17 protein-coding genes are annotated in these 24,378 nt (G+C 45.8%); 13 read left to right on the forward strand and 4 right to left on the reverse strand.

The features are described 5' to 3' along the window. Positions 1-17 precede the first annotated feature (17 nt). Positions 18-434: a hypothetical protein gene (locus IP485_RS04825; protein WP_198326260.1), complete on the reverse strand. Its 417-nt coding sequence runs from the start codon at positions 432-434 to the stop codon at positions 18-20. Between the two features lie 452 nt (positions 435-886). Between IP485_RS04825 and IP485_RS04830 the strand changes: the two genes are divergently transcribed. Further along, positions 887-1,816, forward strand: a complete 930-nt coding sequence (locus IP485_RS04830) for a DMT family transporter (RefSeq protein WP_198326261.1) — start codon at positions 887-889, stop codon at positions 1,814-1,816. Positions 1,817-2,038: 222 nt separating this feature from the next. Continuing rightward, the gene (locus tag IP485_RS04835) at positions 2,039-3,145 is read left to right on the forward strand and encodes an alkene reductase (protein ID WP_198326262.1); all 1,107 of its coding nucleotides are present in this window, start codon (positions 2,039-2,041) and stop codon (positions 3,143-3,145) included. A 146-nt stretch (positions 3,146-3,291) separates the two neighbouring features. Here the strand turns inward: IP485_RS04835 and IP485_RS04840 are convergent, their stop codons facing one another. Next, a complete protein-coding gene (locus IP485_RS04840) occupies positions 3,292-4,251 on the reverse strand; it encodes a pirin family protein (protein ID WP_198326263.1) in 960 nt (319 codons plus the stop codon). 114 nt (positions 4,252-4,365) lie between these two features. Continuing rightward, positions 4,366-5,724, reverse strand: coding sequence for an NAD(P)/FAD-dependent oxidoreductase (locus IP485_RS04845; protein ID WP_227686417.1), 1,359 nt, complete (start codon positions 5,722-5,724; stop codon positions 4,366-4,368). Between the two features lie 349 nt (positions 5,725-6,073). On the opposite strand from IP485_RS04845, the gene IP485_RS04850 reads away from it, so the two are divergent. From IP485_RS04850 to IP485_RS04895, 10 genes are all read left to right on the forward strand, one after another. Further along, entirely contained in the window at positions 6,074-6,952 is an 879-nt protein-coding gene (locus IP485_RS04850; protein WP_194363514.1) for a branched-chain amino acid ABC transporter permease, read from the forward strand. 60 nt (positions 6,953-7,012) lie between these two features. Beyond that, complete coding sequence (locus tag IP485_RS04855; protein WP_194363515.1) at positions 7,013-8,110, forward strand: branched-chain amino acid ABC transporter permease; 1,098 nt, start codon at positions 7,013-7,015, stop codon at positions 8,108-8,110. After that, complete coding sequence (locus tag IP485_RS04860) at positions 8,107-8,874, forward strand: ABC transporter ATP-binding protein (RefSeq protein ID WP_010196014.1); 768 nt, start codon at positions 8,107-8,109, stop codon at positions 8,872-8,874. Before IP485_RS04855 ends, IP485_RS04860 begins: the two co-directional genes overlap by 4 nt. A 47-nt stretch (positions 8,875-8,921) precedes the next feature. Continuing rightward, entirely contained in the window at positions 8,922-9,716 is a 795-nt protein-coding gene (locus IP485_RS04865; protein WP_037032897.1) for an ABC transporter ATP-binding protein, read from the forward strand. 5 nt (positions 9,717-9,721) lie between these two features. Beyond that, positions 9,722-11,692 (forward strand): AMP-dependent synthetase/ligase, encoded by a 1,971-nt coding sequence (locus IP485_RS04870; RefSeq protein WP_198326264.1) that lies wholly within the window; start codon positions 9,722-9,724, stop codon positions 11,690-11,692. A 134-nt stretch (positions 11,693-11,826) separates the two neighbouring features. Then, on the forward strand, positions 11,827-13,059 hold the full coding sequence (locus tag IP485_RS04875; protein ID WP_198326265.1) for an ABC transporter substrate-binding protein: 1,233 nt from the start codon (positions 11,827-11,829) through the stop codon (positions 13,057-13,059). 499 nt (positions 13,060-13,558) lie between these two features. Then, complete coding sequence (gene acs / locus IP485_RS04880; RefSeq protein WP_198326266.1) at positions 13,559-15,520, forward strand: acetate--CoA ligase; 1,962 nt, start codon at positions 13,559-13,561, stop codon at positions 15,518-15,520. 253 nt (positions 15,521-15,773) lie between these two features. Then, positions 15,774-16,976, forward strand: coding sequence for an NAD(P)/FAD-dependent oxidoreductase (locus IP485_RS04885; protein WP_198326267.1), 1,203 nt, complete (start codon positions 15,774-15,776; stop codon positions 16,974-16,976). Positions 16,977-17,627: 651 nt separating this feature from the next. Then, on the forward strand, positions 17,628-18,308 hold the full coding sequence (gene pgsA / locus IP485_RS04890) for a CDP-diacylglycerol--glycerol-3-phosphate 3-phosphatidyltransferase (protein WP_198326268.1): 681 nt from the start codon (positions 17,628-17,630) through the stop codon (positions 18,306-18,308). A gap of 224 nt (positions 18,309-18,532) precedes the next feature. Then, complete coding sequence (locus IP485_RS04895; RefSeq protein ID WP_198326269.1) at positions 18,533-19,300, forward strand: hypothetical protein; 768 nt, start codon at positions 18,533-18,535, stop codon at positions 19,298-19,300. Positions 19,301-19,392: 92 nt separating this feature from the next. On the opposite strand, the gene IP485_RS04900 is transcribed toward IP485_RS04895, so the two are convergent. Next, a complete protein-coding gene (locus IP485_RS04900; protein WP_010195997.1) occupies positions 19,393-19,887 on the reverse strand; it encodes a pyridoxamine 5'-phosphate oxidase family protein in 495 nt (164 codons plus the stop codon). Positions 19,888-20,342: 455 nt separating this feature from the next. Between IP485_RS04900 and purL the strand changes: the two genes are divergently transcribed. Further along, on the forward strand, positions 20,343-24,353 hold the full coding sequence (gene purL, locus IP485_RS04905; RefSeq protein ID WP_198326270.1) for a phosphoribosylformylglycinamidine synthase: 4,011 nt from the start codon (positions 20,343-20,345) through the stop codon (positions 24,351-24,353). Positions 24,354-24,378: the final 25 nt, after the last annotated feature.

Raw genomic sequence — 24,378 nt, forward strand, 5'->3', positions numbered from 1 at the left:
ATTGTTAGCCTTCAAAACTACTGTTCAGCACAGATTTCCCATTTTGATTTTTTACTGACATAACAGGTTAGTATCTCTTTGCCAGACTGCGCGTAGGCCTCACTGACGATGCTTCGATTGGTTGGCAGGCGGTATCTGATAATCGCTGGCTCATCATTGACTGTGGTTGTCCATCCTGTCACATCACCACTATCGTTATAGTTTGCACTGTTAGAGGTTGCCATCTTGCCAAACCCTGGCAGGGTGTAAGAAGCCTGTCTAAACGCATAGCTCATTGACGCCCCCTCAACCACATCGTACTGACAGTTTAGCTTTTTCTGCAGTTTATCTTGCTTATAAATATAGCAAACGGTCGAATCTGAGTATTGCCCAACCCCGCAAAATCCTGCCGTCGCCACTGACATACTACCGATGAATAACGCTATCCTTTTCATAATGTTCCCTCAATAAATGACAAAATTAATAGTTGACAAGTAAATCCGTTATAAGCGGATATTTGCTGTGTATACTTTTGCACCACCAGCAATAAACCATCAGACTCACAAACTATAGTTATTTAGTAAACAAAAATCAACTAATGGCGTTGTAAATATTATTATAAGTAAAAACATAGATATCACCGATAAGAGCCTGCCTAGTCATAGATATTATTGAATTAGACTGCCACCGCACCTTATTATAAGAAGCGCTCAACGTAAAAATATTGTTTTGTATAATACGTATTGGTAAACAATAAACGGTCAGAAATCTTATAAAATACTCCCCATCGCACCATTTAAAAGTTATCATCGTAAGATTTTATAAATTGCTAATTTTACGACTGACCAGATGCCTATGACCGACACGAGTTGGCAGGTTTAGTCGATACGCTTAATAGGATTGCCCAATGACCAACCGTGACCTCATCATCTTTGTGACGCTCTCTTTTATGTGGTCACTCTCTTTTGTGTTTTATCGCATTGGCGTGCCTGAGTTTGGCTCATTGGCTTTTGCCAGTCTGCGCGTGATATTCGCCGGACTGGTCATGTTGGTCTTTGTATTACTAAATAAGAAAAACAGAGTCGGTATCAAGGAGCACTGGAAAATGCTCGCGCTTGTTGGTTTGTTTTCCGCAGCGCTACCTTTTGTGTTGTTCTCATTTTCTGCGCAATCAGTGAATGCAGGTGTGCTTGCTGTGTTAAATGCTTCTGTACCAATGATGAGTGGTTTTATCGCCCGTGTGTTTTTTAAAGATAGACTATCGAAAAAACAAGCGCTTGGGTTGGTCATCGGTGTGGTTGGAGTAATCATACTGATGAGTGAGAGCTTGTTCGGTGGCGGCGAGCAGGGCAAAGGCTTGGTCGAGGGATTGTTACCGATGGGCTATGCGCTATTGGCCTGTGTTGGCTATGCCGTCGGCGCTAATATCACCAAAAACTACTTATACGATGTCTCGCCTGTCGCTATCACAGCAGGATCGCTCATCATTGGTAGCATCATCATGCTACCAGTGGCCTACAATGAGTTCCCTTATGGTCAAGAAATCAGCATCAAAGCATGGGTGTCAGTGATTTGCATTGGGGTCTTTTCGACCGCAATTGCGCTTATTTTTATGAATCAATTGATCAAAAATATTGGGCCGACGCGTGCCACCAGTATTACATTGGTGATTCCAATTTTTGCCATTATTTTGGGATATCTGCTGCTTGGTGAAGCCCTAAATATCCAAGCTATTATCGGTTCGGTGGTGATATTGTTCGGGACATATCTGTCGTTAGAGCTGTCTATCAAAAAGATGCTACAGTCCAAAACTGGAACTCGAGCGAAAAGTGTTTAAGCGTTGTTAAATAGTATTAGTAGTAAGGCCTCACAAAGATTTAATTACGTGAATATTGGTGTTTCTGTTTGTAAATATTGCTTGGAATAATCATATCTGCCCCCTATAAAGAACTGGCTTATGAGTAATGTGCTTAGTAAATTAAATCAATAAAACCAAGCGCTATTGACCAATAAATATTAAACCTATCATTCAGGTTTAAAACGACAAACAAGGCTTTTTATGGCACACGATAATTTATTTGAAACCGTAGAGATGGGTAACCAAACCCTAAAGAACCGTATCATCATGGCACCGCTAACGCGTCTGCGTTCGGTTGAGCCAGGTGATGTACCAACAGCACTTGCTGGTGAATACTACTCACAGCGTGCAAGCTCGGGTCTTATTATCACTGAGGCAACACAAGTCTCGTTCCAAGCAAAAGGCTATGCAGGCGCGCCAGGCGTCCATACTCAAGATCAGAGCACTGCATGGAAAACCATTGTAGATAATGTCCATGCCAAAGGCGGTAAAATCGTTGTACAGCTGTGGCATACCGGTCTGGTTTCTCATGAGAGCGTGCAGCCTGATGGCAAAGCGCCGATTTCTGCGTCAGATGTTCATGTTGGTATCCGTACCTCATTGCGCGATAGCAACAATCAAGCCATCCGTGTTGAAGCAACGACACCGCGCCCAGCCACACTTGATGAAATCAAACAAGTCATCGCTGACTTTGCCCAAGCAACCAAAAATGCCAAAGAAGTAGGGTTTGATGGGGTAGAGATTCACGGTGCTCATGGTTATCTGTTGCATCAATTCTGGGTCGAGCAAACCAACCAGCGTGATGATGAGTACGGCGGTAGCCGCGAAAACCGTGCACGTTTGACGCTAGACGTTATCGATGCCTGTGTCGATGCTTGGGATGCTGATCATGTCGGTATCCGTATCTCGCCACTTGGTACATTTAACAATGTAGAAGCCGGTTACAATGAAGAAGAAAACATTTGGATGATCGAGCAGATCAACAAACGTGGTCTGATGTATCTGCATCTGTCAGAGCCAGATTGGGCAGGTGGTACGCCTTATAGCGAAGACTTCCGTAAGCGTGTCCGTGCTGCGTTTGATAACACCATTATCGCAGCTGGCGGCTATACAGCCGAAAAAGCTGAGAAAAACGTAAAAGCGGGTTACATCGATGCCGTTGCATTTGGTCGTGACTATATCGCCAATCCTGATCTGCCTGAACGTATCCGTGAAAATGCTGCACTGAATGAGCAACATCCAGAAAGCTTTTATGGTGGCAGCTCAGAAGGTTATACCGATTATCCGTTTCTAAAGCAGGCACAGTAATTCAGTCATCAGCTTTGATGATTGAGTAATCACTGACGTACAAAAGAAGCCACCTGACGATAGACGTTAGGTGGCTTCTTTTTGCGTGGGCGTTAGGGTTTATCAGAACATCTTATTTATTAAGAGTGTTTATTTACATTGGGTTTTTACTCACCAAAATTACCGATCTGATAGTCGCGAAAGGCCTGTCGTAACTCTTCCTGTGTATTCATCACAAAGGGACCATAACCGGCGACGGGTTCTCCAATGGGCTTGCCACTTAGTAGTAGCAGTTTGACGACTCCCTGCGCGTCTCTAGAGTAGGTGAGCTCAATGCTATCAGTAGTCGTATGAGGGGCGGGTTCAGATTCTGCATCGATATGGATAGGCGCTGTAAACTGAATCAAGTCGCCCGCACTGACGGCTGTGCCATTGACCAGTAGCTGACCTTCTTGTACCAGTAGCAGCGTATTGTGTGTATTTGGAACTTGTAGCGAGGTCGTGCCTGCGGTATGTAGCGCGATATCCCACATATTAATTGGGGTAAATGTCGTTGCTGCACCTATTATGCCGTGCCAATCACCGGCAATGATAGCGACTTGACCGATGATGGTTTGTTTCTGAACACCACTGTCATTTATCAATTCAATGATAGGCATGTCAGCTCGTTTGATAGATTGATATTTGGGACCGGTCAGCTTGTGCTTACTTGGCAGATTGACCCACAGCTGCACCATACTGAAAATGCCACCGCGCTGCCCAAATGCCTCAGAGTGAAACTCTTCATGCAAGATACCGCGTCCTGCGGTCATCCACTGTACATCCCCTTCCAAAATATCACCGCGACCGCCTGTCGAGTCTGCATGACTGATCTCACCATCATAAGCCAGCGTAACGGTTTCAAAGCCTTTATGCGGATGTTGTCCGATGCCATGCGGCTGCAATTTATAATCAGCATTGGGCGAAAACCTCGTCGGCTCGCCATAATCAAACAATAAAAAAGGATCGGTATGGTTATAGTTAAAGTCAGGGTTATCCTCGAGATGATTGATTAAGGTTTTGACATAAAAACCATCACCGACCCAATGCGGTGCTTTATCACCATGAATATGTTGAATGGCACGCATTGAGATACCTCACAAATTTAAGTAGCCAAAATTTCAATAAAACAAATACTGCTTAGTAAGTCTACAGTGAAAGACGCTTACGTTGCGCGTTATCTCACAATTGGCGAGCTGCTATTAGACAACCTCGCCACTCACAAAACCACTGGCCCATGCCCATTGGAAATTATATCCGCCAAGCCAACCTGTGACATCGAGTACTTCGCCGATGAAATACAGCCCATCCTGCAAGTTGCTTTGCATGGTCTTTGACGACACTTCATCAGTGGTGACGCCGCCGCGTGTGACCTCAGCAGTGCGATAGCCTTCAGTACCAGAGGGTTTGAGTCGCCAGCCATTGATTGTCGCGCCCAATTCAGTGAGGCGCTCGTCTTTGATGTTGGCAAGCTCGGTATCTTTGATGTCTTCCCACAGGTGCGTCTGTAATGCTGCTAGTAGTTTTTTGGGTAGGGCATTATCGGTGTTGTCTGCCAATACGGTACGTATCAGTTGGCGTGGATGTGATTTTTTGCGAGCAATCAACAAGTCAGTGACATCAATGTCAGGCAACAGATTAAGACTGATGGTTTCTCCCGTCTGCCAATAGTTTGACAGCTGTAGCATGGCAGGGCCAGAGAGTCCGCGATGGGTAAATAGCACAGGCAATTTAAAAGAAATCCGCTCATTACTGGCAATAACGGGCAGACTGATACCGGCTAATGCACGGATAAGCTCACCTGTCTTGTCCGTAAAGGTAAATGGCACGAGGCTGGCATCAGTGGACACGAGCGTATGACCAAACTGCTGCGCCACTTCATAACCCAAGCCGCTTGCCCCCATGGTTGGAATGGACAAACCACCCGTTGCAACTACCAACGACTCACAGCGATAGCGTGTTTGCACAAGCTTGGTTTGATTAGCGGTTTCTTTTCTTTCTTGCTTTTCTTTTTTACTGAGTTGTTTGGTGGTCAATAATTCAAAACGCGCATTTTTATCATTTTCAATGGCTTGCACGCTTTCAATTTGAGCATTCAGTTTTACTTGCACACCGACCGCCGCGCACTCGTCTAGCAGCATAGTCAAGATGTCTTGTGCCGAGTCATCACAGAACAGTTGGCCATGTTCACGTTCATGATAAGCAATTTTGTGCGCCTCAACCATACCGATGAACTCCCAACTTGGGTAACGACTGAGGGCAGATTTGCAAAAATGAAGATTATTACCGATGAAGTGCTCTGGCTCAACGAAGTAATTGGTGAAATTACAGCGGCCACCACCTGACATCAGGATTTTTTTGCCTGCTTTATTGGCGTGGTCTAGCACTAGTACGCGGCGACCGCGGCGACCAGCTGTAAGCGCACAGTACAATCCTGAAGCGCCAGCACCGATGATGATGACATCAAAGTGGTTATTATTGGACTTTTTGATTAACGATGGATCAGCCACTGACGGATTGGTTGGCTTCACTGATTTTGCTTGTTTTGGCATTTGACTCATGATGATGACTTATAGAATAGGTTTGGATAAACGATATAAACTATCCCAATTATACCATGGCAATAATGGCAGTGTTTTTAGGTAAGTAATATAAATAGCTTTGGCCTAATTGCTATAAATCATTGAATAACTTTACTTTTTATGTAGACAATAATTCATAGTTAGTATAATGTAAAAATATGAATATTACCCGCTGCCACTATTGCCGCGTTGATGACTGATTACAATTTTAGTCGTTTTATTTGAAGAAAACGAATGTCTTCAAAAGTAGTTGCATTAAAAAGCCAACCGACTGAACCGCTTATTCAAACATTGTCATGGATGACAATGTTAAGACAAAAGGGAATTTATGGATATCCTACAACTGCTCATTAGCGGGATTGCTAATGGTTGTATATATGGGCTATTAGCGCTAGGTTTTGTACTCATCTACAAAGCCTCAGAGGCGGTAAACTTTGCCCAAGGCGACATGCTTATGCTCGGTGCCTTTTTAGGCATATCTTTCATTAATGCCGATCAGGCAAACTTTCCCTTCTTATTAGGTATCACCTTTGCTGCTATTATCATGGGCGCATTTGGTTACTTACTCGATCGCTTTGTCCTACGTGGTATTTTTGGTCAACCGCAATTTGCGATGGTCATCCTGACCATCTCACTTGGATTCTTAATGCGCTTTGTCGCAGGTCTCATCTGGGGACATAGCCCAGTCTCACTACAGACACCATTCTCAGGCAAAATGTTGGCATTAGGCTCGCTGAGTATCGCTTATGTTGACATCATTATCATCATATCTACTATCGCATTAACCTCCATTTTATACTTCTTTTTTGCCCACACTAGGCTCGGTATTGCGATGCAAGCCAGTAGTCAGAACCAAATGGCAGCCTACTATATGGGCATTCCCGTTAAGCGCGTCAATGGTATCGTATGGGCATTGTCAGGAGTGGTTGCTGCGCTTGCCGGCATACTATTTGCGGCCAAAGGCGCGATCGAGCCCTCTGTCGGACTACTTTTCGGTATCAAGGCCTTTGCCGCTGCTGTGATTGGCGGATTAGGCTCATTGCCTGGTGCGCTGGCAGGCGGGTTGCTGGTAGGGGTAATAGAGCCTTTTGCTGGTCGCTATCTACCGCTAGGCCTAAGTCAAATTGCGCCTTATGTGGTTATGTTGATCGTACTAATTGTACGTCCAGGCGGTATTTTTTCTCAGGTAAAACAGAAAAAAGTATAGAAGCTTTGATTCAAGGATGACAAAGCGGCCTCCAAACCTTTTCAAGGATGAGTACTGCCCATGAAAGCCCAGTTTAAACACAGTTATGATCAAGATATCAATATCTTCGATGACAAACGCCAACTCATAAAGTATGGCGTACTCCTCTTATTACTATTAATGGCGCCTTGGCTACTGAGCAACTATTACATTAGTGAGCTCAGCGCCATATTGATTTGGTCTATCTCTGGACTGGGTCTGATGCTCTTGACAGGGCACACCGGACAGGTCAGCTTAGGTCATGCTGCCTTTATGGCGATAGGCGCCTTTAGCCACATGGCACTGATGGCTCGAGGGTGGAATTTTTTCCCTGCCTTGATTGCCTGCGCGCTCATCACTGGAGTCATCGGCGCTATCATTGCCAGACCGATCTTAAGAACCAGCGGTATCTATTTAGCCATCGCGACTTTGGCGCTTAGTATTATCGTCGAAGACATCGCTATCGTGGCTGAGCCTATTACTGGCGGCATCTCTGGTACCTTTGCTTCTCCTATTAACCTCTTTGGATACACCATCGATCGCTATATCACGCCAAAGGCATTTTACTACTTGTGCCTTGCGCTCGTGGTGCTGGTGACCTTGGGGTATATCAATTTGCTCAGAAGCGGCACTGGACGCTCGTTCTTAGCCATCAGAGACAGTGAAGTCTCCGCCCGCGCGCTTGGCGTTAATGTACCCCAAGCCAAAACACTCGCTTTTAGCATATCTTGTGCGATTACCGCTGTTGGCGGCGCGATGTACGGGCACTTTGTGCAAGCGGTCAATTATGAAAGCTTCACCGTTATCATCTCTATCACTATACTACTGCAGATTGTCATTGGTGGTTTAGGCTCCATACACGGTGCGTTTTTTGGTGCTGTCGTCGTTGTTTTATTACCACAAGTGATTGCTATCTTAGGCGATGTCATCGGTCAAAGTACGGGTTCTAGTATCACCAGTGTTCCTGGGATTGATACGGCGCTATTTGCTTTAGTCATTGTCGTCATGATCATCTATGAGCCACGCGGTATATACGGTATTTGGATAAAGATAAGGACTTGGTTTCAGATGTTTCCGTTATATCGAAAAGGACTATTTCGCCGTTCTAAAACTTATCTGAAAACGGAGCGTATGCGATGAGCTTATTAAAAGTTGACTCCTTATCTATCGCGTTTGGTGGTGTCAAAGCCGTTGATAACATTAGCTTTGAGGTAAACGAGGGCGAGGTATTCACGATCGTAGGACCTAATGGTGCTGGTAAATCCACGATTTTTAACTTAATCAGTCGCTTGTATGAGCCGCTCAGTGGTCGTATTACCTTTGATGGTACTGATATTACCAAGCTACCCGCTCACGATATCGCAAAACTGGGTATTGCCCGTACGTTTCAAAACATCGAGTTGTTTGATCACTCAAGCGTGTTACAGAATCTGCTTATCGGTCGACATTCGCAGCGCAATACGTCGTGGATACAGGACTTGCTGTTTTTACCAAAAGTGCGCCGTAGTGAGCGCGAGCATCGTCTACAAGTTGAAAAAATTATAGATTTTTTAGAGTTAGCGCCTTATCGAGATAAGCTGATCGCAGGTCTGCCTTACGGTATTAGAAAGGTGGTTGAGATTGCACGCGCATTAGCCGCTAACCCCAAGCTTATTTTGCTCGATGAGCCTGCTTCTGGTCTCAGCGTGGAGGAGACGTCCGAGATGGCATGGTGGATCGAAGACATGCAAAAGGATCTTGGCTTGACTATCTTGATGGTAGAGCATGACATGAGTCTTGTGAATCGGGTGTCAGATCGAGTGTTGGCCGTCGCTGAAGGGAAATTTTTGGCTCAGGGCACAGCAGCTGAGGTGCAAGCCAATCCACAGGTTATTGAAGCCTATCTTGGACAGGAGAGTGTGTAATGTCAGCTATTAAAAAATCACTATCCTCTGCCGCGCCGGCTACTGAAATGAATTTGGTCGACTCTGAAGTAAAAAACAATGTGCTTGAGGTGCGAAATCTAGAATCTGCTTATGGTCCGGTTATGGCATTGAGAGGCGTAAGTCTAGAGGTACCCGAAGGTAAAGTCGTCACTATTTTGGGCGCTAATGGTGCAGGCAAGACGACGTTAATGAAGACTATCTCTGGTGTCATTAATCCTCGCAAGGGCGCAGTGTGGTTCCATGGTGAGCGTATCGATGGCACTGAACCTGATCGCTTGGTCAAAAAAGGACTGTCGCATGTACCTGAAGGGCGCGAGGTGTTTCCCTTTTTGAATGTCGCCGAAAATTTGGCGATGGGCGCTTATACTCGGCGTGACAAGTCTGAGATACAGCGTGATGTTGAGATGATATATGAGTATTTTCCCATTCTAAAAGATCGTCGTACACAAGCAGCGGGCACGATGTCCGGTGGTCAGCAGCAGATGCTCGCTATCGGTCGCGGGCTAATGTCACGACCCTCTCTCATGTTACTTGATGAGCCGTCTCTTGGATTGTCTCCCTTATTGGTACAGGAGATATTTGCGATTATTCGCAGGCTTAATAAAGAGCAAGGCGTTACGATTCTACTGGTTGAACAAAACGCCAGAGTTGCCTTGGCAGCAGCGGATTACGGTTATGTTTTAGAGACAGGGCGTATTGTCATGGCAGGCTCAGCGGACAAACTGATGCACTCTGATGATATTAAAGAGTTCTATTTGGGACAAACCAAAGACAACACTGCGGAAGCCACTCGGTGGAAACGCAAAAAGACTTGGCGATAATAATCATGACGACCTCTATTGATGTTCCTACTGAAAAACACACTTCACTTTCTACTACTGATGCGACGGTCACGAAAGTCACATCTGCTGCGCCAGTATCGTCTCACGATTACTCCAACAATCATGATGATGAGACTGGTCAACAGATACGCAATGCACCTTTCGATCATCCGCCCCAAATCCTAGAAGGGTGCGATACGCTGAGCAAACTCTGGCGACAGGTTTGCTTGAGCCGAGGCGATAGGATTGCGCATCGCGAAAAAAGCTTTGGTATTTGGCAGAGTTATAGTTGGCTTGACTATTATCATCATGGCTGCGATATCGGCATGGCACTCATCGAGCTTGGTCTGAGCAAAGGCGATACCGTCTCTATCTTAAGCGAAGACAATAAAGAATGGCTCTATTGTGATATGGGTATTTGCGCCGTCGGCGGGATACCCAATGGTGTTTATACGACAGACAGTCCCGAGCAGCTTGCCTATATACTAAATGATAGCCATTCTAAGTTTTTGATCGTAGAAAACGATGAGCAATTGCATAAGTTTTTAGAGATTCGTGAACAGACGCCTAACGTTAAAAAAGTTATTGTCTTTGAGCGTAAAGGTTTGCGTAGCCTAGAGGATGATCAGGTTGTTTTCCTTGATGATCTATATACGATCGGTCGAAGTGTTGAAAACGCCAGAGAGCGTTTTGGCGCTTATATCGATCAAGGTACCGCGAACGATATACGCACCTTAATCTATACTTCTGGCACGACAGGCAATCCAAAAGGCGCGATTTTAACGCATGCCAATGTCCTCTTTGAGTTAAAAACAAGCATTGATATCCTCCCTATACTGCCCACTGATGAGCAGCTGTGTTTTTTGCCTTTATGCCATGTGCTTGAGCGTCTAACGTCAGTGGACCTGCCTATCCATCGAGGCTGTATCGTCAACTTTGCTGAGAGCACAGAGACGGTATTTGAAAATATGAAGGAAGTCTCGCCTGATACCTTTACCGCTGTGCCTAGATTGTGGGAAAAAATGTACGCCTCCATCAGTAATATGCGTAGTGACGCGAGTGCACTCAATGGCTGGGCATTTGATCAGGCCATAAAAGCAGGTCATGACCACGCTGATATCGTGATGGCAGGCAATACGCCCACAACAGGTCAACGACTGCGTTACGAGTTTTGGAACAAGCTGGTGCTACATAAAATTCGTGACCTGATAGGCATGAGTAATATTCGCCGTGCCACCACTGGGGCTGCGCCCATATCGCTAGACATTATCCGCTGGTTTCATGCGATAGGGGTGCCTATCTATGAAGGCTATGGCATGACTGAAAGCGCAGGCGTGATATCGGTCAATACGCCTGAAGCACAGATGGCCGGTAGCGTAGGTAAGGCATTGCCCGATTCTGAAGTCCGTATTGCCGACAACGGGGAGATACTCGTAAAAGGGGCGAATGTGTTTGCAGGTTACTGGAACAAGCCCGAAAAAACCGCTGAGGACTTACGGGATGGCTGGCTACATACTGGTGATGTCGGCGAGATAAAAGAGGGCTATATCTTCATTACGGGCCGCATCAAGGACATCATTATCACCGCAGGCGGCAAAAACGTCACACCCGCTGCGATTGAGAGCAAGCTTAAATTCTCGCCTTATATCTCAGACGCCGTCATCATCGGCGATAGACGCAAATATCTGACCTGCCTGATTATGATAGATCAGGAAAATGTCGAAAAGTTTGCACAAGACAATCAGGTAATGTTCTCAGATTTTCGCTCGCTATGTCATGCGCCAGAAGTCATCGCCTTAATAGACGAGGTTATCCAGTCTACCAATCAGACGTTAGCTCAGGTGGAAACCATCAAGCACTTCAGGCTCATTGATGTGCTGCTCAGTCCTGAAGACGATGAATTGACCGCCACCATGAAATTGAAAAGAAGTTTGGTTGAGAAAAAGCATCACGCTCTTATCGATTCTATGTATTGATTTAATCTAGGGCGTGTCATCAATTAGCACCGTTCAGATTTTTGACGTTACCTCAACCTTGAAAGCATCAATCTCAAAAGTATCAATCTCAAAAGCATCAAACTAACAGCGACTGAGTCGCAAGGAGAAAGGCAATGAAATGGACATTCAAGACGACGCTACTGGCACTATCTGTTGGTACGATAGGTTTAGCAGGCTGTAGTAATTCCGAAGCGCCCGTCGAAGCTGGTACAGATACTGAGGCCGCTGCTGCTACTAGTGATATGCCGGTACAAGGTGTTACGGATACGGAGATTCTACTGGGCGGTGCCAATGATCTATCAGGCCCGTTTGCAGGATTCGGTAATCCTGCGGTCGCGGGTGCCAATATGTATTTTGATGAGGTTAATGCGGCAGGCGGTGTCAATGGACGAAAGATTCGTTACATCGTCGAGGATCATTCTTATCAAGTACCAAAGGCAGTACAGGCTGCTAATAAGCTCGTCAGCCGCGATAAAGTATTTGGTATGCTGATGTCGCTTGGTACGCCGCATAACTTAGCAAGTTTCCCTATCATGGATCGCGCCAATGTCCCTAATATTATGCCGATCACTTTTGCAAAACCAATGCAAGAAGAAGGGGCTTTCAATCGCCGTTATACGATGGGTAGTACCTATTACGACTCCATGAAAATGGGTATGGAATACCTGATTGCCGAAAATGATATTAAAAATTTATGTGTCATGTATATCCCATCAGACTATGGTGAAGAGACCAATGAGGCGGCTAAAGATATCAGCGATAGCAACCCTAACGTCACGCTGGTTCAGGCCAGCTCGCATCGTCCTGATGAAACAGACTTTGCTGGTGCAATCGCCAAATTAAAAGAAGCCAATTGTGAGTTAATCGGCCTATCTCTTACGATACGCGGCGCTATCACTGCGGTAGGGACAGCGAACGCTATGGGCTGGACTGACGTAAAATTCATCGCTCCTGCAACAGGTTTTCATCCCGCAGTGGCTGAGGCACCGGGCGGTGCAAGTGAAGGCCTATATGCAGTTTCTTACTATAACGATTTGGCTTTGAGAGCAAATGAGCCTGAGACCAAAGCCTTTATTGAAAAGTATAAAAAAGCCACAGGGGAGGACGTATCTGCAGGTGCTATTCTTGGTTATACTTCAGCAAGAATCACGGTTGAAGGACTTAAAGCGGCAGGCAAAGATTTAAATGCCGATACCTTCAATAAGGGTATGGAAACCGTTAGTTTTGTAGATGGAATCACAGGATCTACCGTCGCCATCACGCCTGAGAGCCATGTTGCCTTTAACGATGTTTACTTATCGCAAGTACAAAGCGGCGCATGGAAAACCGTCACACAGCTCAAATAAGTACGCATTATTTATTTAGTGAAATTTTTATAGCAGCAAGCCATACAGTTGTATGGCTTGTCTCGCTTATGAACTTTGTATCTTATATAGTCAAGTCTATATAAATCCGCTACATCGTCATCTTCGCTAAGCATACTAATGTATAACTGGCACTCGGTTTCCTTGTATCGAAATTATATTGAACTGATTATAGTCTATCGTTTTTTATAATTCTAAAATCCGTATCTAATATAAAGATAAGCAATAAGCTGTAGAGAATCGAAATTAACTGGGATGAACAAACTAGTCGCTTTGTCAGGATGGGACTATCTGTGCCTAAGTATACAGACGTGCAGTAAAATTGTTATGTTTGGCGTTTGATGCCTTGCAACCGTCACGCTTATTTGTCAAACTATAAACGAGTGTCACACATTATGGAAGATGACTCTTATTACCTATATAGATGATCGTGTTAGACAACTATCTACTTAGGTTGTAATAATTAAAAAGGACGAATACTATGACGCAAAAATCATTTCCAATCACAGCCGAATTTATGGCTGCTGCCAATACTAACGCTGACCAATATCTTAAAGATTACCATCACTCTATCAACTCTAACGAAACCCGCGATAACTTTTGGGCGAAACGTGCTGAGCTTATCGATTGGATAAAAAAACCCACTAAAGTCAGCGACGTCAATTATGACTTAGACGATTTTCGCATCAAATGGTTTGAAGATGGCCAACTGAATATCTCAGTTAACTGCCTCGATCGTCACCTCGAAAAAACCCCGTACAAACCCGCCATTATTTGGGAAGGCGATCATCCCTCATTGCACAAAATTATCTCGTTTAAAGAACTGCATGAAGCCGTCTGCCGTCTAGGTAATTCGCTGCGTAAGCTTGGGGTCGGGAAAGGCGACCGCGTAACGCTATATATGCCGATGATACCGGAAGCCATGGTATCGATGCTGGCATGTGCTCGTATTGGCGCGGTACATTCAGTGGTGTTTGGCGGATTCTCTGCCGAGAGCTTGGGCAATCGATTGATAGACAGTCGCTCAAAAGTGGTCATTACTGCGGATGAAGGCCTGCGCGGCGGTAAACACACACCGCTCAAAGCCAACGTCGATCAAGCGCTGGACATGGATGGTACTGACAGTGTCGAAAAAGTCATCGTCGTCCATCGTACGGGTAACTCGATACCGATGAGTGGTCGCCGTGATGTTTGGTATCATAATCTAGTCGATGGTCAGTCGGAGCATTGTGAGCCTGAGGTGATGAATGCCGAAGACCCGCTCTTCTTATTATATACCTCTGGCTCAACGGGTAAGCCAAAAGGCGTTGTACATACCACGGGTGGCTATATTACTTATGCCTTGTCTACCTTTCGCGATGTGTTTGATATCAAAGAAGACGATGTCTACTGGTGTACAGCCGATGTAGGCTGGATTACAGGGCACACATACTCGACCTATGCACCGCTTGCCAACGGTACGACGACGGTAATGTTCGAAGGGGTACCTGAGCATCCAACATGGGCACGTATCGGTCATATTATTGATAAGCATGACGTGACTATTCTATACACTGCACCGACAGCCATTCGCGCCATGATGAAAGAGGGCGATGCTTTTGTGCGAGAATCAGATCGCTCTAGCCTACGCTTACTTGGTTCGGTCGGAGAGCCAATCAATCCAGAAGCATGGGATTGGTATCATAATGTTGTCGGTGACAGTAAGTGCCCAATCGTTGATACGTGGTGGCAGACTGAAACGGGTGGTATTTTGATGGCACCGATTCCAGGTACAGTGGATCTCAAGCCGGGTGCTGCGATGTTGCCACTATATGGTATCAAACCAGAAATCGTGGACAGTGAAGGCGCAACACTAGAGGGTGCAGCAGAAGGTAATCTGGTGATAAGCAGTAGCTGGCCTGGGCAAATGCGTACCGTTTATAATGATCATCAGCGTTTCTTGAAAACCTATTTTAGTGATTATCCAGGTCGTTACTTCACAGGTGATGGTGCCCAACGTGATGAAGATGGACATTACTGGATCACAGGTCGTGTCGATGACGTGCTCAATGTCGCAGGACATCGCTTGGGTACGGCAGAGATTGAGAGCGCTGTCGTGGCTCATCCCGCCACCGCTGAGGCTGCAATCGTTGGAATGCCGCATGAGATTCGCGGTACAGGCATCTGTGCCTTTATTATTCTAAAGTCTGGCGAAGAAAAAACAGACGATCTAAAGGCCGAGCTAAAACGCCATGTGCGTGCTGAGATTGGCCCGATCGCTACTTTGGATGCCATTTATTTGGTGGATGCACTACCAAAGACGCGTTCAGGAAAAATCATGCGTCGCATCCTACGTAATCTTGCTGCTGGGCAATATGTCGGATTGGGTGATTTGTCCACATTGGCAGATAGCTCAGTGATTAATGATTTGGTCGATGCCGTCAAAGCAGGTCGCGGAGACTAATATTAGTTTGATTGATAACCTGATTGATTGCCTGATCAATGGGTTGTCTATTCAGATTAAGGGCAACTATTAATCTATGTTCATAGAAGTCCAAAAAGCCATGCTATCGAGAATAGCATGGCTTTTTTTACGCAGACGATATTGATATTAAGTTGTTTTGACGGTTCAATATCCATCATAAAACAACATTCAACACACTACACTCGCGATTCATAAATTTCTTGCCACATACCTAATAAGGCTTATTGTGATTATGACGGACCACGCTTTATACCCAGCTGACCAACTTTCTCCCAAGATTGCCATCATCGGTGGCGGTCTAACAGGACTGCTCACCGCCACTTTACTAGAGCGCGCATCGAATCAAACCCAAATACCCTTTAATAATCCGCAAGTCACTATCTTTGAAAAGTCGCGCAGTGTCGGTCGTCTGGCGACGCGCTATCGCAGCGACAGTGAGACTAATAAAAACTGGCAATGGTCGTTCGGCGCACAGTTCTTTACAGCCAAGACGGACAGCTTTCGACAGTTTATTGCGCCATGGTTGCAGACAGGTTTGCTACAGCCGTGGTGCGCCAAGGTGGTTGAGCTCACGCCAGTGGATGCGAATATTCCATTGCTTGATATCCAAGCGCCCGATATCCAAAACAAGGAGCAGTGGGATACTGTCCATGCCCGTTATATCAGTACACCCAAAATGACCAGTTGGGGGCGTGAGCTTACCGCTGCGCTTAAGCACACAACCATCGCGTTTAAGACTCGTGTGGCACCGCTCGCTCAATACTCTCATTATCAAAACATCCAGCATCAAAACACTCTTCATTCGGACAGTCAAAAAACAGAGTTATTCGATGAGGCAGGAACCAGTCTTGGATGGTTTGATTGGGTGATCTGTACAGCGCCAAACGGTCAGGCAGTGGAGCTAATGGCAGACAGTGGATTTAGTGAACAAAACAAAATTACGCAGCCGCAAATGCAGGCTTGCTATACGCTGATGCTTGGTTGGGATAAATCACAACCATTGCCTGAGACATTCAATCATCAGGCAATACCACAGTGGGATGTGGCTTATGTGGATAGTGCTATCATCGATAGAATATTTATTGAACATCAAAAACCCGCCCATGATGACCTGCTACCCAGTGTCACCATTCATGCCCGTAATGACTGGTCGCAAGCGCACGTTGACGACGATATAGAATTAGTCAAACAACAACTATTGCAGGCTGCAAAGCAGTCATTAAACTGGGACGAGGACAGCGCACCTAGCCAGACAGATTGTCATCGTTGGCGTTATGCAGCTACTATCGTACATAAGGACAGGGAAGAGCTAGGCATCTTGGTCGATGAAACCAAGCAATGGATCGTCAGTGGCGACTGGTGCGCAAAAGGCAATATTGAAAGCTGCTATCAAATGGCGCAAGAGACAGTTGATGCTATTTGGAAAACGAAATAACCCCAGTGCTGTCTATAGCCTCAGTATTGTTTATAACTACAGTACTGCCCTATGATATTGGTTGTCCAAAACATATGTGGGTGCTTCAGAGTTTAGGCAACCAGTTTTTGAGTAAGTAAAAGACACCTTCATAAAAAGCACGCAAAAAAAGGCCCACAGAGGAGGTACTGTGGGCTGAGGAAAACGGATAGTGTAGGTGACTACAGAGGCCGTGGGCGTAACTTGTTATAATTATAGGTTCTACAACTAATATCTATTAGGGCGGTTTTGATAAGTACAATGGGCGTACATGTTTGCTTACATATTTAAGTGTACAAGTGTTTTTTCTAGTCACTATCATAGCGCAACTGCTGCCCGATAAGGGGCTGTTGTTACAGTACATTACGTTATAAATGACGTAAGCGCAGGCCAACCTTTTGCTGGTATTATCGATGATAATGTCTCTAGAGAGCTGTCAGTGTTTGGCAGTATCACTACGGATATGAAGAGCGGAATATTTTCAATAGCTTAGATAAGACTATCTTTTACTTTGTACAGACGCTCCATGTTGATATTATTAATAACTGAGCTGCTACAGAGATGGCATGACGCCTTGCCCGAAAAATGCTAAGCTATCTGCCATTATTACGTCTATATTAAACTGGGTTTGCCATGACTGACAGCACGCATTTGCATACGCAGGAGCCGCCAAGTTCACAAAATACCAAGAGTATTTTTAACTTGCCTAATAATCTGACTATTGCACGTATCTTGATGATCCCATTGTTTGTCGCGATTGCCTATTGGCCACCATCTATGGGTATTGGCATGCCAGCCATCTCAGACAATGTGATCGCTCGAGTAGGGATGAGCGAGTTCAGCGACAGCTTATTACGCCATTTGCTATTGACCGGCGTCTTTATCATTGCCGCGATTACCGACTGGCTCGATGGGTATTTTGCTCGTAAGCTCAATGTCATGTCAGCCTTTGGGCGTTTTTTGGACCCAGTCGCGGACAAGCTAATGGTGGCGGCAGCGCTGATAATCCTAGTACAGTGGCATCCCAACATTATTATGGCGATAGCCGCTATCGTCATCATTTCGCGTGAGATCGCAGTATCTGCACTGCGTGAGTGGATGGCAGAGCTGGGCAAAAGTACCAGCGTGGCAGTCTCCTATGTGGGTAAGCTAAAAACCACGTTTCAGATGGTTGCCATCACGGTGCTATTGCTCAATTGGCAATCGCTCGAAATGATTGGCTATGTGCTGATGGTTGCCGCTGTTATTTTGACATTATGGTCGATGATTATTTATCTCAGAGCGGCTTGGCCATATTTAAAGCAAAGCGGATAGCGTGCTAGTGCAACCTACCTTAACAGGCATAAAAAATACCAGTCGCATGAGCCACTGGTATTTTTTATGCCTGACTGTAAACAGTAGTTTTTGGCCGATTTATTTTAGCCATTGATTGTTTGCATCGTTTCTATATACTCAGAAATAGTAGATAAATACAAAAGAGCAGACACAGGGAAGTTGATTAAAGTATGGCCATATGTCATTTAAATAGGGAGATCGGTATGACGTTACATCAGAAACAGTCAGGTGCTGCCATTTTATTACTGGCATTGCTAACGGGCTGCTCATCAGGGCCAAGTATGCAGGAGTCGTCTACCCCAACGATTCAGCAAGACAAGTCTATCCAAGCAGAGTCGTCTAAAATGTCGGCCACTCAAGACGCGACAGAGTCAGAACGTTTGGGTACCAAATGGGGCGATGACGTTGATTCTCAAGTGACAACGGTTGATTTGCGTCGCATGAGTAGTCAGCCTATCGAGCAAATGCAGGTGCGTTATGCAGATAAGTCTTACAAGGGACGTGCGGTTAATAGCATGTCGCTGCTGGCAGGTAAGGTTGATTTTTCGATAGAGACGGATACGGGTGAGTTGTCACTATATCGAGACTCAGGCAATTATTATGTGCAAGGTCAAGCAGGGCAGGCCTATCGTTTGGTGTACAACAATAACAGTCCCAACACGTATGAGATTGTCGCTAGTGTGGATGGTATAAATGTCATCGATGGTAGTGCTGCTAGTCGTCAGGACAGCGGATATGTGCTACGTCCAAATGATGATTTGGTGATTGAGGGTTTTCGCAAGAGCCAAAGCGCAGTGGCATCCTTTATATTTAGCAAACCAGAAAGTGCTTATGCTGCCAATACCAGCTCGGGTTCTATCAACAATACAGGTGTGATTGGTACGGCTATCTATAAACTATATGATCCTGCTAAGCAAAAGCAACCGCAAGCGTATCCAGCAGATAATGGCTACGCCAAACCACCACAGTAATGCCTATAAATAGATAATAGATAACGCATAAAAAAACGCCAGTCGCATTAGCCACTGGCGTTTTTGTTTTCGCTATTTACAGTTTAGATAACTTATAACGTCACTGAATTATTTTCGCCTAGATTAGTTGCTTTTTTACCATCCATTACTGCAGCAGTCGTCATCTTAAACATATTGACCACTGAGCTGCCGCTTAGCCAATATTCGGCACCATGTGGTACGACTTTGATTAGCTGGACGTTTGGATCTTCTTTACCTTGCTCATAGAATGCATTGTAAATTGGCGACCATAGCTCATCGAGCTTCTCTTGGTCTTCAACTAGCTCGGCTTTACCGTTGATTGAGACATAGTCTTTTGCATCTTGGCTTACATAGGCCAAGTTCACTTGTGGGTCTTTTTGGATATCGCTGACGGTTTCAGTGGTCTTATCACCGATGAACCAAATCTCTTTTGCACCAATGCTCGTCTCGCTCGTTGTCATTGGGCAGGCATGTAAATGGCCTTCATGAGTGCGAGTGGTCATCATGGCAAATTTCACTTCTTTTACCAATGCTTGTACTTTATCGATATGGTCTTGTCTGCTCATAATTGATTTCCTTTTCTTTAAAATATTTAGGTATTGATATGATAATGCTTAGGTAGTTGAGTTCTTATAGTAGTAATTCTTATTCGGACAAAGCGTATTTGAAATATCAAAAACGATTGTCGCCTTAACAACTGAGACTAGAATACCGAGTTGTACCCATAGATTTATATAGGTGCCCAGTAAGGCGATGTGAGAGTTTGTAAGGAGTATGAGGGTTAGGTAAAAAGTGTGACGCTGTGTATTTTTGCTGTCTGATTATCCAGTGCAAAGTTGAAAGGGTAGCGATTAGACTTTAGCGCAAGCTCGTTATTCTGCAAATATCTGATAGTAGCAGCGCGCAACTTATCGGCAATTTATCTCGGTTTAGACCTGCTTATTACAGGGCTTCTTGTTATAATACGCAGACCATTTACTTAGCATGGCAGAGATGCCTTGATCTTACGGATTATGCCTTTATGATGACCATCGCCGGACAACCGTTTCTTACCGATTTTCAGACGCAGCAACTCATCAGTCAGTTTCAGCAAAAAACCGAGCTCAATGTCAGTCAAATAAGTACCCAGCAAGTGTATGTGCTATCACGCAAGCTCGAAGGTGATGAACATAAAAAGGCGTTAGACCTACTCGCTGTTGACAGTGCGACAGTGCTCGCTGACCCGCAGGACAATCAATTACAAGTCATCGTTGGTCCACGTTTTGGCACGATTTCGCCATGGGCAAGTAAAGCGACTGATATCTTTAATAACTGTGAAATTGAAATCAATCGTGTTGAGCGTGTGGTTGTTTATACCTTAACAATTGATGGTGAAGCAGGCGAAAAACTACCAGTAGACGCTGAGCAATTATTGTTTGACCGTATGACGCAGAGCTTGGTTTATGATTTGAATGATTTGAACAAATTGTTTGATGATGAGCAGCCAGCATCATTGAATCATATTGATGTTATCGGACAAGGTCAATCAGCGCTAGAGTCTGCCAATACCCAGTTTGGTTTTGCGTTATCTAGTGAAGACATTGATTATTTGATGAATGCGTATGTCAATGAGTTGAAACGCAACCCAACTGACGTTGAGCTGATGATGTTTGCACAGGCAAACTCAGAGCATTGCCGTCATAAGATTTTTAATGCTGAGTGGACAGTGGATGGTGCAGTACAGCCAAAGTCACTGTTCCAAATGATTAAGAATACTTACCAGTCTAATCCACAAGGTATCTTGTCTGCCTATAAAGACAACGCTGCGGTGATGGCAGGGTCTGACGGTATGCGTTTTTACCCGATTCCGACTGATGCGATGGACGTAAACTCTGCCCATCCTTATGACTTCCATCAAGAAGCAATCGACATTTTGATGAAAGTCGAAACGCATAACCATCCAACGGCTATCGCCCCGTATGCAGGTGCTGCGACAGGTGCTGGTGGTGAGATTCGTGATGAAGGCGCAACAGGTCGTGGCGGTAAGCCAAAAGCAGGTCTAACAGGCTTTCACGTATCACACTTGCATATCCCAGAGCTCGCTGAAAAATGGGAGCAGTCAGGTCAGTTGAGTACTCAGGCTTATGGCACGCCAGATCGTATGGCAACCAGTCTTGAGATTATGACGGAAGCACCACTCGGTTCAGCCAACTTCTCAAACGAATTTGGTCGTCCTAATCTATGCGGTTATTTCCGTAGTTTTCAGTTGGATACGTCAGCGGCAAAAGACGGCAGCGAAATGCGCGGCTATCATAAGCCAATCATGCTGGCAGGTGGTTACGGCAATATCAAACGCAACCTCATTGAAAAAAACGCCATTCAACAAGGTGATTTATTAATCGTCCTTGGTGGCCCTGCCATGCAGATCGGTCTAGGCGGTGGTGCAGCGTCTTCTGTTGATAGTGGTTCACTTGATGAAGGCTTGGACTTTGCCTCAGTTCAGCGTGACAATGCTGAGATGGAGCGTCGTTGCCAAGAAGTAATGGATCGCTGCTGGGCACTAGCCGGTAGTGATGTCGATGCCAGCAATAATGGCAAAGACGGCAACCCTATCGTGTCATTGCATGATGTGGGCGCGGGCGGTATCTCTAATGCAATGCCAGAACTGGTCAATGACCACGAGATGGGCGCGGTACTAAACCTGCGTAAAATCCCATCGTTAGAAGCTGGCATGTCACCAATGGCCATCTGGTCAAACGAAGCGCAAGAGCGTTATGTCCTCGCGATTCGTCCAGAAAGCGAAGCCCAATTCGATGCGATCTGTGCGCGTGAGCGTTGCCCGTATGCCATCTTGGGAACAGCCACGGATGTGCGTCAGCTAGTCGTTGATGATACATTGCTCGCTGAGCAGCCTGTTGATATGCCGATGCAAGTGTTGCTCGGTGGCACGCCGAAGATGAAGCGTAGCTTTGAGCGTCATGACACCAGCTTACCTGCATTAGAGTTAGGCGACGTCAATTTAGCTGAGTCTATCAAAGACGTGTTGCGTCACCCAACCGTCGCTAGCAAATCATTCTTGATTAGCATTGGTGATCGCTCTATCACTGGTATGGTCGTGCGCGATCAGTATGTGGGTCGCTATCAAGTGCCAGTATCGGATTGTGCGGTGACAGCGTCAGGTTTGATTGCGCTCGATGGTCAGGTGATGAGCGGTGAAGCGATGAGTATCGGTGAGCGTACGCCAGTTGCGCTAATCAGCCCTCAAGCCTCAGCACGACTTGCAATTGGTGAAGCGATTACCAACATCGCTGGTGCGCGTATTGCTCAGTTGTCTGATATTACGATGTCAGCGAACTGGATGGCAGCCTGTGGTGATGATGCAGAAGATGCAGCATTGTTTGATGCGGTCTATACAGTCGGTGAAGAGCTGTGCCCAGCATTGGGTATCGCGATTCCAGTCGGTAAAGACTCGCTATCGATGCGTGCCAATTGGACAGACAGCAGTGAAGCAGGTGAGACGGATAAATCAGTCGTATCACCAATGAGCTTGGTAATTACTGCCTTTGCTCCTGTGGTTGACGTCGCAAAAACGCTAACCCCTGAGCTAATCAATGGCGATAGCGCGTTCTACCGTATTGACTTGTCTAAAGGCAAGCTACGTCTAGGCGGTTCAATCCTTGCGCAAACGCTGAGCCAATTGGGTAATGATTGCCCAGATTTAGCCCAGCCGAGCGACTTGGTCGATTTCTTTAACTTTATCCAAGCGGGCAACGCGCAAGGCGTCATCAGTGCCTATCACGATATCGGTGATGGCGGTCTACTAGCGACCATCGCTGAGATGCAGTTCACCAGCCGTCAAGGTATCAAGCTGTCATTGACCGATGATAACTTACTCGGTCAACTGTTCAGTGAAGAGCTGGGTGCCGTCATCCAAGTATTGCCAGAAAACGTCGCGGCGCTAATGCAATTGGCAGAAGAGTTTAACGTTGCTGATATGCTTAGCCTCGTTGGTCAAAGCTCTGAAGAAGACAGCCTACTTATCCAAACGCCAACGCTAATGGGTGCCGATGGTATTAATGAAACTTTACGCTTTAGCCGTACTGAATTACAGCAAGCGTGGACTCAGGTCAGCTATCAAATCGCTCGTCGCCGTGATAACCCAGCGTGCGTACAGCAAGAGTATGACTTAATCGCTGATGCGAGCCATCAAGGCCTGATCGCTGCGCCAAACTTTGATCTTAATCAAAAAGTTGAAGAGCCGTACTTGGCTAGCCGTGAAAATAAACCAAGAGTTGCTATCTTGCGTGAGCAAGGCGTAAACGGTCAGACAGAAATGGCAGCAGGCTTTACCCAAGCTGGCTTTGAAGCGGTCGATGTACACATGAGCGATCTACTCAGTGGCCGTATCAACCTACGTGACTTCGACGGACTGGTCGCTTGTGGTGGTTTTAGCTATGGTGATGTATTGGGCGCAGGCTCTGGTTGGGCGAACTCTATCTTGTTCCATGACGAGCTACGCATGCAGTTTGTCCGCTTCTTTGCCCGTCCTGATACCTTCTCACTAGGTGTCTGTAACGGTTGTCAGATGATGGCTCAGTTAAAGGACCTCATCCCAGGTGCAGATAACTTCCCACGCTTCATCGCCAACCAATCGGCTCGTTTTGAAGCGCGTACGGTCAATGTGAAAGTCGAGCGTACCAAGTCTATCCTGTTCAAAGGCATGCAAGACAGCATCTTACCTATCGCTGTGGCGCATGGTGAAGGCTATGCCACGCTAGACAACAACGAAATCGACGGTATGGCAAAACACGGTCAGCTTGCGATGCGTTATGTCGATAGCCAAGGTCATCCAACTGAGACGTATCCGCTCAATCCAAACGGTTCGGTCGGCGGTGTCACGGGTCTGTGTAGCACTGATGGTCGCGTCACTATCATGATGCCGCATCCTGAGCGTAACCTAAAAGCCTATAACCATAGCTGGAAACCAGAAGAGTGGGACGAAGACGGTGCGTGGATGCGTATGTTCCGCAATGCCCGAGCTTGGTTGCGTTAATATTTGCCAAAACAGTTTGAATTGT

Origin of the sequence: Psychrobacter sp. NG27, assembly GCF_016106655.1 — a bacterium.
GTDB lineage: Bacteria > Pseudomonadota > Gammaproteobacteria > Pseudomonadales > Moraxellaceae > Psychrobacter.